Below are 15,607 nucleotides of genomic sequence, written 5' to 3'. Positions count from 1 at the left end.
CCGGGGCCAGGACAGCGGCCGCCGGGACCCCCGTCGGCCGGCGCGAGGCGTGCGGGCCGGCCGGACACCGGCGGCCCGGGGAGGCGGGCGGAGCACAATGGCCGAACGTCCCGGCGGCGAGATCGTGGAGGGGCGGCGGCTCACCGGCGGAGTGGTGTTCGCGGCCGTCCTGGCGGTGGCGTCGCCGCTGCTCGGCCTGCTCGCCATCCTCGTCTATCTCGGGCTGCCACCGGAGTGGACGCCGCCCGGGATGGCGAGCCCGCAGACCGCCGTCATCTTCACCTTTCCCGCCGTCGGCGCGTTCCTGCTCCACCACCGGCCCCAGCTCAACATGGCCTGGCTCATGGTCGTCGGCGGGACGGCCGCCGGGGTCAGCGACCTGTCCAGGATGCTGATGTTCCGGGTCGCCGCCGACGGCGAGCTGCTGATGGCCGGCTGGTTACGGGTCCCCGGCCAGCTCGGCTGGGCGATCTGCGGCCTGACGCTGACCATGGTGCTGCCGCTCTACTCGCCCGACGGCCGCCTGCCGTCCAAGCGCTGGCGGCCGGTGCTGTGGCTGGGTGCCGCCGCGCTCGGGACCGCCACCGTGCGGGCCCTGGTCAGGGTGACGCCGCCGCGCGAGAGCTATCCGTACCCCGAGGTCATCCCCAACCCGACGCAGGTGCCCGCGCTGGCGCCGTACCTGGACCTGGTGGACGTCGCGAGCTGGGTCGGCATCTACGCCGCGATGGCGCTGGCGTGGCTGTCGATGGCGGTGCGCATGCGGCGCGCAGGGCCCGAGGTGCGGCGGCAGATCGGCTGGCCCATGTTCGCCTTCGCCGGGTACATCGTCTTCCTGGTCGGGGCCGCGATCTGGCCCGCGCTGATCTGGCCGGCGGTCGCGTGGGCGGCGGCCATTCCGTTCGCGGTGGCGTTCTCCGTCATGCGGTACCGGCTCTACGGCATCGACACCGTGCTCAGCCGGGCGTTCGTGGCGGCCGGGGTGGTGGCCGTGGTCAGCGCCGTCTACTTCGGCGCGGGCGCGCTGTCCGGGCTGCTCGTCTCCGGCTACCACCAGGTCGCCGGGGTGGCCGCCGCGCTGTTCGCCGGCGTCTTCTTCCACCCGCTGCGGCGGGCGCTCCAGCGGGCCGTCGACCGGCTCCTGTACGGCTCCGTCGGCGACCCCGCCGTGCTGGCCGCCCGGCTCACCCAGGCCGTCCGGCGCGGCGACCCGGCCGAGGCGCTGACCTCGGTGGTGAGCGTGCTGCGCGACGGGCTCGCGGTCGAGGGCGTCGCCGTGGAGGTGACCGACGGGGAGCCGCACTACGTCGAGAGCGGCCGGGTCGGGCCGTCGCCGCGCGAGGTGCCGCTGGTCTGGCACGGCATCCGGGTCGGCCGGCTGCTCGTCGGGCCGCCCGGGCCGCGCCGCTTCCCGGCCGCGCACAACGACCGGGTGCTGGGCACGCTCACGCCGTACGCCGCCGACGTCGCCCACGCCGTACGCATGGCCGCCGACCTGCAGCGCTCCCGCGAGCGCATCCTGACCGCGCGCGAGGAGGAGCGCCGCCGGCTGCGCCGCGACCTGCACGACGGGCTCGGCCAGAGCCTGTCGGCCATGGCGATGACCGTGAACATGGCCCGCCTCACGCTCACGTCCTCTCCCGAGGCGGCGGGCGAACTGCTGCGGGAGCTGTCCACCGGCATGGGCGCCGTCACGCAGGACGTCAAGGAGCTGGTGTACGGCCTGCGCCCGCCCGCCCTCGACGACCTCGGCCTGGCCGGCGCCCTCCGCGGCCTCGCCGGCGGCCCCCAGACCGAGGCGGTGGACGGCGCCGCCGGTTCGTCCCCTGAGGTCACGGTGGAGGTCGAAGGCGACCTGGACGACCTGCCCGCCGCCGTCGAGGTGGCCGTCTACCGCATCGTCCAGGAGTCCCTGACGAACATCCGCCGCCACGCCCAGGCTTCCACGGCGTGCATTCGCGTCCAACGCGAGGAAGGCCGCCTGCGCGTCCTGATCACCGACAACGGCAAGGGCCTCCCGGCCACACCCCGCACCGGCGTCGGCCTGGGCTCGATGCGCGAACGCGCCGCCGAACTGGGCGGCGTCTGTGTCGTGACAGGCTCAGCCGGCACCGGCACCCGCGTAGAAGTCACCCTCCCGCTGCTCGCCACCTCACCCGACCGAAGAACCCCCTCGGTCTCCTGATCCGGTCGGGGGCCCGCCCTTCCCTGAGCCTTGAGAAGGGCGGGTCCTCTTTCCACCGGTCAGGAGGTGGTGCAGGTGTAGCTGGAGACGGCCGCGGTGTTGCCGCTGGGGCGGGTCACCTGGAAGCCGAAGCTCGTCGAGCCGCCCGCGCTCAGGGTGCCGTTGTAGGCGGCGTTCCTGGCCGTGACCGTCTGGCCGCTCACCGAGACCGAGGCGTTCCACGAGCCGGCCAGGGTGTGGCCGGCGGGCAGGGCGAAGGTGACGGTCCAGCCGGTGATGCCGGAGGTGCCGCCGTTGGTGACGGTGACCGGCTGCACGACGTACCCGCCGCTCCACTGGGTCTGGACGGTGCCGGCCGCGGTGCAGCCGCCGCCGTTGCCACCGCCCGAGGTGGTGGTGAAGGTGGCGGCCGGTGAGCTGCCCGACTGGTTGCCCGCGCCGTCGCGGGCGCGGACGTACACCTGGTACTGCGTCGAGGGGCTCAGCCCGGTGAGCGTGATGGAGGTGGTGACGCTCTGCCCGAGCAGGGTGTCGTTGCTGCCCTGCTCCCGGTAGACGTCATAACCCGCCAGCCCGGAGCCGCCGGCGTCGGTGGAGGCGGTCCAGGTGAGGGTCGCGCCACTGGAGGTGATGGCGGAGGCGGATGGGGTGCCGGGCGTCGTGGGGGCGGTGGTGTCGGTGCCGCCGCCGCCGAAGTACGTCGCCTCGCGCGAGGTCTGCCCGATGCCGTTGGCGCCGTTGAAGATGCGCTCCCCCCAGGAGGTCAGGCTGGCCGGGTCGAAGTTGTTCACCATGTCGAGGTATTCGACCCCGCCGCCGTTGCCGCTCCACGACCAGCCGATGTAGCCGATGCCCCGCGCCTGGGCCTGCGCCATGATCGTGTCCTCGTCGGGGTTGCCGTCGCTGTGGTTGTGCCCGAACTCGCCGATGACCAGCGGCAGCCCGGCGGTCCGGAAGGCGTCCAGGTACGCGGTGATCTCGGCGGCGGTGTCGTAGACGCCGTACATGTGGACGGAGAAGACCGTGTTGTCCTGCGGGTCGGCGTCGGCGACCCGCTGCGCGTTGTCCCGCATGACGGACTGCCAGTCCTGGCCCCAGTTGGGCGCGTCCACCATCAGCAGGTGCTGGAAGCCCAGGCTGCGCATGCGGGTGATGGCGTCGATGGTGGCGGAGGTCCAGGACGAGGGGTTGTTGTTGCCGATCGGCTCGTTGCCGATGTTGACGACGATGAAGTCCTCGGTGCCGGTGAGCGCGCTCTTGACGCTGTTCCAGTAGTCGACGGCCTGGTCCAGCGTGTACGCGCCGCTCTGCTCACCGTAGCCGGTCGTGTCGTGGTTTTCGAGGACGCATATTAACCGGTTCTGCCGACACAGCGAGACGATATTGGCGACGTCGGAGGCGCCGTTGGCCGGCCACCGGCCGCCGCTCAGCACCACCCGTACGGTGTTGGCGCGCAGCGCCTTGATGTGCGCGAAGGCGCCCGTCTGGCTCGTGTACCAGGTATGGGCGTGGCTGACGCCACGCATGACGAACGCGTTCCCGTTGGCCTCGACGATCCTGGTGCCGCTGACCCGGAGCCCGACGGCGGCGTGCGCCGGGGCGGCGGGGAGGATCAGCATCGTGAGGAGGAGCGACAGGAGCGCCGCCACGGCGGCCCCGAGTCGTGTGCTCATGGAGGGGTGCCCTTCTCTGTTAACCGGTTAGGTCGGCGGGCACACATGGTCCGCGCAAATCACGCCGATGTACAGGAAGAGGGGGCGGGGCGGTCAGGAATGCCTGGATCGGGGTGAAACTTTCACCTCGGGCGGCTCGTCGCGCAACGCCGGCAGGCCCAGCGCGATCGCCGTGAGCGCGCGGGTGAGCGTGGGCTCCAGCCGGGGGCAGGCGGCGGCCAGCTCGGGGTCCTCGGCGTAGACCTGGAGGATGGCGGGCGGCGGGTTGGAGGCCGGGTAGAGCATGCCGGCCAGCCCGCACGCGGCGCCCACCAGCTCGCCGCCCTCGCGCGCGGTCAGTCCGGCGACCGGGGCCACCTGCGCGCCCAGCTCGGCGGTGACCCCGATCGCCGTCCGCTTGTACGTACGGGCCGCCGAGACGGAGACGTTGTGCTCCAGGCTGTTGGACGAGTGGCTCATCAGGTCGCAGAACAGCGGCCGCTCGACCAGCGTGCCGGTCAGCACGCTCACCACCCGCCGCATGCCCTCCGCCTGCCCGGGAGGCTCGTCGCGAAGGGCCGCGGCCACGGCGTCGGCCCACGCGTGCCACTCCGCGGCGAGCAGCTCCAGGTAGATCTCCTCGCGGGTGCCGAAATAGCGCACGATGTTGGACTTCGCCAGCCCGACGGCGTCGGCGACCGCGCCCAGGCTGACGTTGCGCACCCCCGAGGTACGGGCGAGCTCGCGCGCGGCGGCGAGGATCGCCTCGCGCCGCTGCTGCTTGTGCTCGGGCCTCCTGGCCCGGCGAAACGCCGCCCTTGTCATGTCGTCAGCAGCATAACGCCCATAGATAACAGAACGCCGGTCTCTTGTTAGGTGAACGACGTTCTGTTAACGTCGCCCCCATATCCGCCATGGGAGGACTCTCGAGTGACCGAGATACGGATGAAGGTGAACGGCGACGTCGTGGCCCTCGACGTCGAGCCGTGGGTGAGCCTGCTCGACGCGCTGCGCGACAGGATCGGCCTGACCGGCCCCAAGAAGGGCTGCGACCAGGGGGCCTGCGGCGCGTGCACGGTGCTGGACGGCAACATGCGGATCAACTCCTGCCTGGCCCTGGCCGTCCAGTACGACGGTCACGACATCACCACCATCGAGGGCGTGGACCACCCGCTCCAGGAGGCGTTCGTCCGCCACGACGGCCTCCAGTGCGGCTACTGCACGCCGGGCCAGATCTGCTCGGCGATCGGCATGCTGGCCGAGCACGCGGCCGGGCAGCCCAGCGCGGTCACGGGCGAGGCGGCCGTGCAGCGGCTGTCGGAGCCCGAGGTCAGGGAGCGGATGAGCGGCAACCTGTGCCGCTGCGGCGCCTACAACGGCATCGTGGACGCGATCATGGACGTCGCGGGGGAGACCGGACGATGAGGCCGTTCGCGTACGTCAAGCCCGCCGACGTCGAAGCCGCCGTGCTGGCCGCCTCGACCGAGCCGAGAGCCCGCTTCATCGGCGGCGGCACCAACCTGGTCGACCTCATGCGCGAGGGCATCGAGCGGCCCGACACCGTCGTGGACGTCACGGGCCTGCCGCTCGACACCATCGAGGAGCTTCCCGACGGCGGCCTGCGCGTCGGCGCGCTCGTCCGCAACAGCGTGCTGGCCGCCGACCGGCGGGTCCGCGCCCGCTACCCGGTGCTGTCACAGGCGCTGCTCGCCGGGGCGTCCGCGCAGCTGCGCAACATGGCCACCGTGGGCGGCAACCTGCTGCAGCGCACCCGCTGCCCGTACTTCTACGACACCGAAGCCGCCTGCAACAAGCGTGAGCGCGGCGCCGGCTGCGACGCGCTGGAGGGGTTCAACCGCGGCTCGGCCATCCTCGGGGTGAGCGAGCACTGCATCGCCACGCACCCGTCCGACATGGCCGTGGCGCTCGCCGCGCTGGACGCCGTCATCGAGGTACGCGGCCTCGACGGCACCCGCCGCGTCCCCCTGACCGAGTTCCACCGCCTGCCCGGCGACACCCCCGACGTCGAGACCGACCTGGCTCCCGGCGAGCTGATCACCGCGGTCGAGATCCCCGCGCTCGCCGCCCCGTCCCGCTACCGCAAGGTCCGCGACCGCGCCTCGTACGCCTTCGCCCTGGTCTCGGTCGCGGCGGCGCTGGACGTCCGCGACGGCGTGATCGCCGAGGCCCGGCTGGCGCTCGGCGGCGTCGGCACCAAGCCCTGGCGGGCCAGGGAGGCCGAACGCCTCCTGGCCGGAGGCCCCGCCGACGAGGACGCGTTCGGCCGCGCCGCCGACGCCGAGCTGGCGGCGGCCACCGTACGCCCGGCCAACGCGTTCAAGTCCGGCCTGGCCCGCGCCACGATCGTGGCCACGCTGCGCGAGCTGAGCACCGAAGGGACCGCCCGATGACGACGTTCGCCCCTCCCGAGACCCGCACCCCCTACGTCGGCCGGGCCGTGGACCGCATCGACGGCGCCGCCAAGACCCACGGCGAGGCCCGCTTCGCCGCCGAGCACTCCTACCCCGGGCTGGCGCACGCCGCGATCGTGCACTCCACGATCGCGCGCGGCCGCATCACCGCCATCGACACCGCCGCCGCCCGCGCGGTGCCCGGCGTGATCGAGGTGCTCACCCACGAGAACGCCCCCGCCATGAAGCCCGCCAAGGGCGGCCCGCTCGACCTCAGCTCGATGGTCTCCGGCACCTCGGTCAACTACCTCGCCACCGACCAGGTGCACTGGAACGGCCAGCCGGTGGCCGTCGTGGTGGCCGAGACGCAGGAGACCGCCAGGCACGCGGCCCGGCTGGTGCGGCCGGCGTACGAGGAGCTGCCCGCGGCGGTGGACTTCGCCGCCGAGGCGCCGAACGCCGTACCCGTCAAAGGCAACCCGATCATGCAGCACGGCGCCGAGAAGGGCGACGCGGAGGCGGCGCTGGCCGCCGCGCCGATCTCGGTGGACCTGACGTTCAGCACGCCCGCCCTGAACCACAACGCGATCGAGCCGCACGCCACCACCGCCGTCTGGAACGGCGACGAGCTGACCGTGCACGAGAGCACCCAGAGCATCGCCTTCCTGCGCAGGCACCTGGCCAAGCGGTTCGGGGTGCCGGAGGGGAACGTGCGGGTGCTGTCGCCGTACGTGGGCGGCGGCTTCGGCGGCAAGGGCTCGGTGTGGGCGGGCACGCTGCTCGCCGTGCTGGCCGCGCGCGCGACCGGCCGTCCCGTACGCCTCGCGCTCACCCGCGAGGCCGTCTACCGGACCGTCGGCGGGCGCACACCCAGCACGCAGCGGGTCGCGCTGGGCGCCGACGCCCACGGACGGCTGACCGCGCTCATCCACACCAGCGTGTCGCACACCAGCAGGATCGGCGGCAACGCCGAGCCGATCACCGCGGCCTCCCGCCACCTCTACGCGGCCCCGAACATCCTGCTGCGCGAATCCTCGGTCCAGCTCGACCTGCTGGCCACCACGTTCATGCGGGCGCCAGGCGAGGCCATCGGCACGTTCGCGATCGAGTCGGCGATGGACGAGCTGGCCTGGCGGCTCGGCATGGACCCGATCGAGCTGCGCCTGGCCAACGAGCCCGAGCGGGACCCGGTGGGCGGGCAGGAGTTCTCCCACCGGCGGCTGCGTGAGCTGTACACGAAGGGCGCCGAGCTGTTCGGCTGGCACCGGCGCACCGAGGGCATGCGCGACGGCCGGCTGCTGGTCGGCATGGGCGTGGCCACCGCCTACCACCCCGCGATGCTCTGGCCCGCGAGCGTCACCGTGCGGCTGGCCGCCGACGGCACCGTGGTCGTGCGCTGCGGGATGCAGGAGATGGGCATGGGCGCGGCGACCGCGCAGGCCCAGATCGCGGCCGACGAACTGGGGGTGCCGCTGGAGTCCGTACGCGTCGAGTACGGCGACTCCGACCTCCCGGCCGCCCCCATGGCCGCCGGCTCCGGGCAGACCGCGAGCGTGGCCGCGTCCGTGGTCGCCGCCTGCGCCAAGGTGAAGCAGGCCGTGCTCGCCCTGGCCCGCCGCGCCCCCGGCTCGCCGCTGCGCGGCCACCGGCTCGCCGACCTCCAGGCCCGCGACGGCGGGCTGCACCACGCCGGGGGCGGGCAGACGTACGCGGACATCCTCGCCGCCGCCGGCCGCGACCACGTCGAGGGCGCCATCAAGCAGGGCATGCTCGGCTTCGTCGTGGGGATGCTGCGCGAGCGCCGCCGCTGGGTCAAGGCCGCCACCGGCGCGCACTTCTGCGAGGTACGCGTCGACCCCGACACCATGGAAGTACGCGTCGCGCGCTGGCTCAGCGTCTTCGACATCGGCACCGTGGTCAACACCAGGACCGCCGAGAGCCAGATGCGCGGCGGCATCGTCATGGGCCTCGGCCTCGCGCTGACCGAGCAGACCCTGGTCGACCCGCGCAACGGGCGGATCGTCAACCCCAGCCTGTCGGAGTACCACGTGCCGGTGCACGCCGACGTCCCGCGCCTGGAGGTGCACCACCTCGGCGACCCTGACCCCACCATGCCGCTCGGCATCGTCGGGGTGGGGGAGGTGGGCATCACCGGGGTCGCCGCGGCCGTCGGCAACGCCGTACGGCATGCCACCGGCACGCGCGTCGGCGACCTGCCGATCACCTTGGACAAGCTGATGTGAGCCGGTTTCCCCGGCGGGCGTGCCTAAGCTGATCTCAGCGATCTGAGGAGGCTCCCATGTCACGCCCGCCCTTCCCGCCGTTCACCGAGGAAACCGCCCGCATCAAGGTGCAGGCCGCCGAGGACGCCTGGAACACCCGCGACCCGGAGAAGGTGGCACTGGCCTACACCGAGGACACCGTCTGGCGTAACCGCGACGAGTTCCTGACCGGGCGGGCCGAGGTCGTCGCCTTCCTGCGCCGCAAGTGGGACAGGGAGCTGGACTACGCGCTGCGCAAGGAGCTGTGGGGGGTGCTCGGGAACCGGATCGCGGTGCGGTTCCAGTACGAGTCGCGGGATTCTTCCGGGCAGTGGTGGCGTAGCTACGGGAACGAGCAGTGGGAGTTCGACGAGTCGGGGCTGATGCGGCGCCGGGAGGCCAGCATCAACGACGTGCCCATCTCGGAGGCGGAGCGGCGCATCTTCGGGGTCAGGGGCGAGGACGAGCGCGGCGTGGACGTGCTGCCGATCTTCTAGCGCTGGGGCGCTGGGGCGCTTGGGCGCTCGGGCCGCGGGGCTTCGGTTGGGTCGCTTGGGCCAGGTTGCTTGGGCTGGGTCGCTTGGGTCGGGTTTTGTCGGGGGTCCCGGCGATCAGGGTGTGCGGATCCACATCGGGTCGCCGTACCGCTGCTCGACGCCCTCACCCGGCACGAAGTCCGGCGCCGTGCCCAGCACGACCAGCCCCTGCACCTTCAGATACCGGATGAGGCCCGCCGCCACCGAGAACACCGTCTCCATCGAGCCGCAGTGCGGCGGCATGTGCTGCCGCAGCACCTCCACCACGTCCTGCACCCTGAACTCCGTCGGCAGCAGGCCCGCCACCTCCTTGACGAAGTCCTCCGTCACCTGGGCCTGCACCACCACCGCGCCCTGCTGGTTCTTCCCCGAGCCATCGCAGTGGTGGCAGCCGTCGCTGTGGAAGGGAGCGACCGAGATCATGCCCGAGCCCAGGCAGGTCACGCAGCGGCCCTGCTCGGCGGCGTGCAGCGTCGCCGCCTCCCGGTCGGGGAGCGGGACGGCGCAGGAGCAGTGGTAGGCGTTGTAGGTGCCGGCCATGTAGTCGCGGTAGCCGATGAACTTGGGGGCGTCGACCCATTCGGTGGTGATCACATGCAGCTCGTTCATGAAACTCTTGTCCTTGTCGGCTGGGGTGACCACAACATAGCCCCGGCACCGGCCCGAAATCACAGGATCGGCCGAACCCATTACTTTCCGTAAGGCACTGGCTCTGTGAGTCTCGTAGGCTCTGGCCCCGCGAGCCTCGTCAGGCTGTGGTCGGCGAGTCGCGTAGGGCTTGGGCTGGAGAGTTCCGCAGTGCTTTGGCTAGTGAGCTTCGTAGGGCTTTGGCTGGAGAGGCGGGCCGCCTTTGAGCTCGTGGAAACCGGGAGTGCCCGCGACCAGCAGCACCCCGTCCCAGAGCCGCCCCGCGTCCTCACCCGTCGGCACCTGGGAGATGACGGGCCCGAAGAACGCGGTCCGGCCGGTCACGGCCACGATCGGCGTACCGACCTGATTGCCCCCGACGTGTTGGAGAGCCTCGGCCGTCGAGGCCCGCAACTCGTCGTCGTAGTCGTGCCCCATCCCCGCCTCGACCAGGTCATGGGGCAGGTCCGCCGTTTCCAGCGCCGTACGCAGATCAACGAGCCAGTCACCTCCGCCCGTCGTCCACAGGGCTGTGTAGAACCGGCCGAGCGCCTCCTGCCCATGCGTCTTGCGGACGGCCGCGCAGATGCGCGCCGGCACCCACAGGTACCCCTCGGGGTCGCCTTCGGGATCGTCCTCCCGCCCCTCGTTGAGCACCGACAGGCTCATCACATGCCACCGCACCTCGACCTCCCGCACCCGGCTCACCTCGACGAGCCAGCGCGAGGTCAACCAGGTGTACGGGCATGACGGATCGAACCACATGTCCACCGCCATCATCATGACCACCATCCTCGGGTTACCTTCATGAGTGTGCTGACCGTCGGCGTGGACCTGGCCGCCGAACCCCCGCGTACCGCCCTGGCCCGGCTGGACTGGTCCCCGGGCCGAGCCCACCTCACCCGCCTCGACCTGGGCGCGGACGACGCGACCTGCCTCGAAGCCATGATCACGGCGGACAAGACCGGCATCGACTGCCCCCTGGGCTGGCCTGCCCCGTTCATCGACTTCATCACCGCCCACCGCGAGGGAAACGTCACGGTGCCGCCCGGCGTACCCGGCCTGACCTGGCGCCGCGCCCTCACCCACCGCCTGACCGACCACGTCGTACAGACTCGAACCGGCCTCCGCCCCCTGAGCCCATCGGCCGACCGCATCGGCCACACCACGATGCGCTGCGCCGCCCTCCTCGCCGGTTTGGCCAGTTATGGCCACCCTGTAGACCGTCGCGGCACCGGCGCAGTGGCGGAGGTCTACCCGGCCGCCTCCCTGAAACTGTGGGGCCTTCCACACCAGGGCTACAAACGTTCCCGCAACCTGTCGTCGTTGAACACCCTCGTAGACCGGCTGAAGTCGTCGGCCCCCTGGCTCGACCTGGCCTCGTTCGAGCCGCTCTGCCGAAAGTCCGACGACGCCCTGGACGCCGTCATCTGCGCCTTGACCGCCCGCGCCGCCGCCCTGGGCAAGACCACCACCCCTGGGCCTGAGGAGTCGGCCACCGCAGCCACAGAAGGCTGGATAACCCTCCCCACCACCCCACTCGCCGACCTCGCCCCCTGAGACATCACCGGCCGGCGAGCACCTCCAAAACCCAAATACTCCCCACATCCCCGCCATACCAGAGCCGAAATTCAGCACCCGGCACGACATACCGCGCCGCGTCCTCGTACCAAAACTCCGCCTCACCCACGACCTCGCCGTCCCCAGGCGCCAAGGAGACAGCCTCGGCGACATCCACCTCAACCCCCAGCAGCAGCGGTCGCCCGCTCTCATCCGTCCCGATCCGCGCCATGAGCGACCGCGCCGGCAACGGCATCGGCTGCCTGAGCCCCGGAACCCGCACCCCCACCCGCGCCCGCACCGTCATTTGAAGATCCTCACCAGCCTGACCAGCCTCACCAGCCCATTACGCAAGAAGTATGCGGGCCCCTCCCCGGCAGCCGCGACCGCCTCAGCCTTGGCGAGATGCCGCGCGTCGATCTCGGCCTGCGTGACGACGTACGTCCCCCACCCCCGCTCCTGGGCCAGCTTCGCGAAGTTCTCCGCCTGCTCCCGCGTCGGGAAGAAGTACTTCCCCTCCAGCCCCTGGATGACCGTGTAAGCGCCCCTCTCCTCGACCGACTTGAGCTCCGCCTCGGTGATTGCCCGCCACAAGGGCACAACCCCCGCCGCCTCGAGCCCCGGCAGTACAGGCCCCAGCAGAGCCCCCTTGACCACCAGGAACTCTCGGCAGGAAGCCCCGAGATCGTCCCCTTCCCGCGCCCCCACGACGATGCAGATCTTCCCGCTGTACCGACCATGCACCCCGTTGGCGACCCGCTGACAGGGAGGAACATCCATCGTCCCGGTCACCGGCACCGTCTCCGGCGGAACAGTCGGATCCAGATATGCCGGAAGCGTCACCCGCTGATAGGCCGTGAACGACACATGACTCTGGACCCAGCACTCGATCCGAAACCGCGCCACCGACACGGTCTCCTCAAGCCGCCGACTCCCGAGCAGCCCAGTAAGCGTCACCCGCCCACCCGCCTGGGCAGCGATCACCTTCGGCGCCCGATCCCTCCGCACCCCCTCAACGGAGCCTTGACCGTGCACCCCTTCGGGATAGGAGCTGTAGATCAGCGGCAGAGCCGCCACAGGCTCGTCGGCAGACAAGTTGTGCACCGCGAACGCCGACCCAGCAACCAACGCCACAAGCGCCGCGACAACCGACCCCAGCTTCCACTTCATGCCACCCACTCCTCGACCTCAGGAGCGCGTACGAAAGCGGCACAGGACCAGGTTCGAAACCCAACCGTTTAGGCATGCCGGGACGGCCTGTGGAGCCGCGGCGGGGGAGCGGCGGGCGCTAATGCTGCGTGGAGCAGCTGGGCTTGTGGGTGGTCGGTGGAGCAGTGGGTTCGGGTGGCCGGTGGGAGGCGGTGGGGCCGGCTGTCCGACACCACCGCCCACCACCGGCTCACACGCCCTGACCGCTTAGGATCATCTCGAAGGTCCGCCGCGCAACAGCCACCAACGTCCAGGCCGTCTCATGCACGGTGCCTTGCTCCTGATCAGCCCGCCGCACGAACCCCTGCCCCCCAGCGGTGCACAGCTCGTACGCCATGGCCTGACACCCACAGGTGTGCGCGACAACCCGGATAACGGCCGCCCGAGACACCGGCTCGTACCAGGAGAGCTCTACCGGCTCGGGAAGCAGCGGCCCGACATGAGCCCCGTGATAGTCGGGAACGCTCAAAAGACCCGCCCCTCGAAGACCTCGACCAGATTCCGCAGCGCGGCCCCTACCCTCGCCATAACGATCCCCTGAACCTGATCGCTCTCCTGCGGCAGTCGATACCCGTGCCGCTCCAACACCTCCCTCACCTCGGCGGCGAGAAGGGGCGTGAACCGTACATCTGTGACCGTGTGACCCATGGGCCTGGACCTCCGCTTCTGAGGACGATCGACAAGTTTCTGGCAGGCAACAGGGCGTGGGGTTACGCCCTATGCAGCCAAGGACAGGGCTCTGAACGAACCTGACTGGTGAGCCGAAACCAGGCTACGAAGCTTCCCTATAGATGCCCTTGTCCATAGACAGATGCTCCTGTAGGGGGACGTGAGGGGGTCCCTACAGTGCTAGGCATGGCGGAAGAGTGGCAATTCGATCCCACAAGCCCCAAGTCAGCGCAGATAGCAGCAGAGCTGGAGAAGCGCATACGGGCCGGAGAGTACCCGCCCAAGCACCCCATTTACGAAGTGCGGCTTGTGCAGGAGTTCGGCGTAGCACGTGAGACCGCACGCAAGGCGACGGTGATCCTCAGAGAACGCGGCCTGATCTTTACCGTCCGCGGCATGGGCAGCTTCGTGTCAGAACCCAGCGCCTGGGCCGACTGATGCAAACGCGGGCACGGTTGTAGCGCCCAGCGTCACGAGCCGGGGCAAGGTCAGGCAACAGTGCCCGGCCGGCGGTTGGCGGCCGGGCGTAGGTCGGCCATGGCGAGACAGTAGGAGATCAACTTGACTGACCGGCCGAGCAATGACCGCTAGCTAATCCTTGAAAGGGTCTCGCGATCGCGGAAGTAATCATGCCGCTTGTGATCAGCTTGACCCGTGAAGGCACGGAAGGCGCCAAGCTTGTACGCAAGCCCGCTCTGACGTGTCTCCTTGAGGATCTCGAAGTCGCGGCTCAGAAGGCTGATGCGACGGTCGATCTCTGGGTCGGAGAGCTGCTCCTTCGTCTTGCGGGCAATCTGAGCTGCTGTCATGAAGTCACCCGTATCACGAAGAGCGCGATAGATGGGGTCATGCTCAATGACAGGGTCGGTCTCACGACGAGCAGCCGTACGGTTGAGGGCCGCAACGATCGCAACGCCTAGGGCCTTCGCCACAGGCGGCGGGAAGGCGTTCCCGATCTGGCGGTAGCTAGATGTCTTCTTGCCAGTGAACGTCCACTTGAACTCTTCCCCATCCCACCCCTGGATGCGGGCGACCATCTCACAGGTCAACTTGGGGCCGACCGCGAAGACATCGTCCGGCCCGGGAACGTCATTCGCTACCCCGAGGGCGTCTACGCCAAGTTCTGCCCAGGCCCGTTTGGCGCGGGTTGGCCCAAGATCGGCACCCCCATGCTTCTTGGAGCCACCCACGATGGTGGGCGCGATGTCGTTCGCCTTCTTGGCCCACTCTTCTGCTCCGCGCCACCCGTTGGCCGAGATCAAAGGCAGCAGAGCCTCGCCAACGGTAGGCGCCTCGCCCATCGGGGCTGGCCAGTGGAAGTGCACGAAGTCCTCAGGCTTCATTGCTACGAGCACGAACCTGGGTCGAAGCTGGGGTACGCCGAAGTCAGACGCATGGAGGAGATTCCACTCAGCCGCGTAGCCGAAATCAGCGAGCTTGTCGAGGACATGCTGGCGGTAGCCGGCGAAGCGGGGCATGCTGAGCCCTCGGACGTTCTCCAGGAGCAGCGCCCGTGGCTGAACAACCTTGACTTGCTCGACCGCCCAAGCGAAGAGGTCCCGCTCATCGGTTGCGCCCAGCTGCTTGCCGGCAATCGTGAACGGAGGACAGGGAACTCCGCCAGCCAGGAGATCGATAGGCGCTCGTCCAGGTCCAGGGGCGTAGTCCTCCGGATCCCAGACAGCCGGGTCCGCGACATCACCCTTGACCACCTTCCAATGTGGCCGGTTGTGCCGCAGGGTGTTCACGGCGTTCTCGTCCAGCTCCACGGCCAGTTCGTGCTCGAACCCAGCCTTCTCGAGCCCGAGCGCCTGCCCACCCGCGCCGGCGCAGATCTCGATGACACGAAGCGGTTCAGCCACGAAGGCCCCTTTCACTTGCTTGGTGGCACGCGGGTACGTCACCACATGTATCTTCGCGGAGAAGGCCCGGAACGACGTGATTATCGGTGCGGAAGTGTCTGAGACCAAGAGGGACGAGGCCAGAAGACAGGCCCACGAGCGAGGCGTCTACCCCGCCCCGCTCAACGAGGGACGCTCGCGCAACATGCGTGCCAACAGGAGGGCCAACACCAAGCCCGAGGTGGCGTTGCGCAGTGCCCTGCACCGGCTCGGCTACCGCTACCGCAAGGACTTCCGTCTCGATCTCGGCGAAGTCAAAGTGCGTCCCGACATCGTCTTCACGGCCCGCAAGGTAGCAGTCTTCGTGGACGGCTGCTTCTGGCACGTCTGTCCGGAGCACGGCCGCGAGCCGACCACCAACGAGTGGTATTGGACGCCGAAGCTGCGCCGGAACATCGAGCGTGACCACAGAGTCAACGCAGCGCTCGACGCCGCAGGCTGGACTGTCCTGCGTCTGTGGGAGCACGAGCCGCTATCCTCCGCAGTTGAGGCGGTTGTCGCCGCGGTTGATCGAAGTTTCGAATGCTCGTGCGATAGTAGTTCATCCACGCCGTGAACGAGTCACTGTCGACCCAGGCGCTGGACGCGACAGGGCG

At 70.2% G+C, this 15,607-nt stretch carries 16 protein-coding genes; 8 read left to right on the top strand and 8 right to left on the bottom strand.

Annotated features, from left to right (window positions below):
• The first annotated feature begins 97 nt into the window (after positions 1–97).
• Positions 98–2,185, top strand: coding sequence for a sensor histidine kinase (locus AB0K18_RS20575; protein WP_364916273.1), 2,088 nt, complete (start codon positions 98–100; stop codon positions 2,183–2,185).
• 59 nt (positions 2,186–2,244) lie between these two features.
• Here AB0K18_RS20575 and AB0K18_RS20570 read toward each other — a convergent pair whose 3' ends face one another.
• Positions 2,245–3,858 (bottom strand): cellulase family glycosylhydrolase, encoded by a 1,614-nt coding sequence (locus tag AB0K18_RS20570; RefSeq protein WP_364916271.1) that lies wholly within the window; start codon positions 3,856–3,858, stop codon positions 2,245–2,247.
• Positions 3,859–3,951: 93 nt separating this feature from the next.
• Positions 3,952–4,662: a TetR family transcriptional regulator gene (locus tag AB0K18_RS20565; protein WP_364916268.1), complete on the bottom strand. Its 711-nt coding sequence runs from the start codon at positions 4,660–4,662 to the stop codon at positions 3,952–3,954.
• Between the two features lie 120 nt (positions 4,663–4,782).
• Between AB0K18_RS20565 and AB0K18_RS20560 the strand changes: the two genes are divergently transcribed.
• From AB0K18_RS20560 to AB0K18_RS20545, 4 genes are read left to right on the top strand one after another with little or no spacing between them, the layout of a single operon-like run.
• Positions 4,783–5,262, top strand: coding sequence for a 2Fe-2S iron-sulfur cluster-binding protein (locus AB0K18_RS20560; protein WP_364916583.1), 480 nt, complete (start codon positions 4,783–4,785; stop codon positions 5,260–5,262).
• Positions 5,259–6,248: a xanthine dehydrogenase family protein subunit M gene (locus tag AB0K18_RS20555; RefSeq protein ID WP_364916266.1), complete on the top strand. Its 990-nt coding sequence runs from the start codon at positions 5,259–5,261 to the stop codon at positions 6,246–6,248. The genes AB0K18_RS20560 and AB0K18_RS20555 overlap by 4 nt, the downstream gene beginning before the upstream one ends.
• Complete coding sequence (locus AB0K18_RS20550; RefSeq protein WP_364916263.1) at positions 6,245–8,491, top strand: xanthine dehydrogenase family protein molybdopterin-binding subunit; 2,247 nt, start codon at positions 6,245–6,247, stop codon at positions 8,489–8,491. The genes AB0K18_RS20555 and AB0K18_RS20550 overlap by 4 nt, the downstream gene beginning before the upstream one ends.
• 56 nt (positions 8,492–8,547) lie before the next feature.
• Positions 8,548–9,006: a nuclear transport factor 2 family protein gene (locus tag AB0K18_RS20545; RefSeq protein WP_364916261.1), complete on the top strand. Its 459-nt coding sequence runs from the start codon at positions 8,548–8,550 to the stop codon at positions 9,004–9,006.
• 114 nt (positions 9,007–9,120) lie between these two features.
• On the opposite strand, the gene AB0K18_RS20540 is transcribed toward AB0K18_RS20545, so the two are convergent.
• Together AB0K18_RS20540 and AB0K18_RS20535 are read right to left on the bottom strand one after the other, a co-directional pair.
• Positions 9,121–9,654 (bottom strand): hypothetical protein, encoded by a 534-nt coding sequence (locus AB0K18_RS20540; protein WP_364916259.1) that lies wholly within the window; start codon positions 9,652–9,654, stop codon positions 9,121–9,123.
• 198 nt (positions 9,655–9,852) lie between these two features.
• Positions 9,853–10,464, bottom strand: a complete 612-nt coding sequence (locus tag AB0K18_RS20535; RefSeq protein ID WP_364916256.1) for a disulfide bond formation protein DsbA — start codon at positions 10,462–10,464, stop codon at positions 9,853–9,855.
• A 15-nt stretch (positions 10,465–10,479) separates the two neighbouring features.
• Between AB0K18_RS20535 and AB0K18_RS20530 the strand changes: the two genes are divergently transcribed.
• Positions 10,480–11,232 carry a DUF429 domain-containing protein gene (locus AB0K18_RS20530; RefSeq protein WP_364916253.1) on the top strand — a complete coding sequence of 251 codons (753 nt, stop codon included), beginning with the start codon at positions 10,480–10,482 and terminating at the stop codon, positions 11,230–11,232.
• A 4-nt stretch (positions 11,233–11,236) separates the two neighbouring features.
• Here AB0K18_RS20530 and AB0K18_RS20525 read toward each other — a convergent pair whose 3' ends face one another.
• From AB0K18_RS20525 to AB0K18_RS20515, 3 genes are all read right to left on the bottom strand, one after another.
• Entirely contained in the window at positions 11,237–11,539 is a 303-nt protein-coding gene (locus AB0K18_RS20525) for a hypothetical protein (RefSeq protein ID WP_364916250.1), read from the bottom strand.
• The gene (locus AB0K18_RS20520) at positions 11,536–12,402 is read right to left on the bottom strand and encodes a hypothetical protein (protein WP_364916247.1); all 867 of its coding nucleotides are present in this window, start codon (positions 12,400–12,402) and stop codon (positions 11,536–11,538) included. Before AB0K18_RS20520 ends, AB0K18_RS20525 begins: the two co-directional genes overlap by 4 nt.
• Before the next feature lie 229 nt (positions 12,403–12,631).
• Positions 12,632–12,778 (bottom strand): hypothetical protein, encoded by a 147-nt coding sequence (locus tag AB0K18_RS20515; RefSeq protein ID WP_364916244.1) that lies wholly within the window; start codon positions 12,776–12,778, stop codon positions 12,632–12,634.
• A gap of 518 nt (positions 12,779–13,296) precedes the next feature.
• Between AB0K18_RS20515 and AB0K18_RS20510 the strand changes: the two genes are divergently transcribed.
• Positions 13,297–13,548, top strand: coding sequence for a GntR family transcriptional regulator (locus tag AB0K18_RS20510; protein ID WP_364916241.1), 252 nt, complete (start codon positions 13,297–13,299; stop codon positions 13,546–13,548).
• 149 nt (positions 13,549–13,697) lie between these two features.
• On the opposite strand, the gene dcm is transcribed toward AB0K18_RS20510, so the two are convergent.
• Positions 13,698–14,972, bottom strand: a complete 1,275-nt coding sequence (gene dcm, locus AB0K18_RS20505; RefSeq protein WP_364916239.1) for a DNA (cytosine-5-)-methyltransferase — start codon at positions 14,970–14,972, stop codon at positions 13,698–13,700.
• A 22-nt stretch (positions 14,973–14,994) separates the two neighbouring features.
• Here dcm and AB0K18_RS20500 point away from each other — a divergent pair, with 22 nt between their 5' ends.
• Positions 14,995–15,567 carry a very short patch repair endonuclease gene (locus AB0K18_RS20500; protein WP_364916238.1) on the top strand — a complete coding sequence of 191 codons (573 nt, stop codon included), beginning with the start codon at positions 14,995–14,997 and terminating at the stop codon, positions 15,565–15,567.
• Positions 15,568–15,607: the final 40 nt, after the last annotated feature.

The sequence above is a fragment of the Nonomuraea sp. NPDC049421 genome, from assembly GCF_040677005.1.
GTDB classification, from domain to species: Bacteria; Actinomycetota; Actinomycetes; order Streptosporangiales; family Streptosporangiaceae; genus Nonomuraea; species Nonomuraea salmonea.
This window is presented reverse-complemented; position numbering and strand designations above follow the sequence as displayed.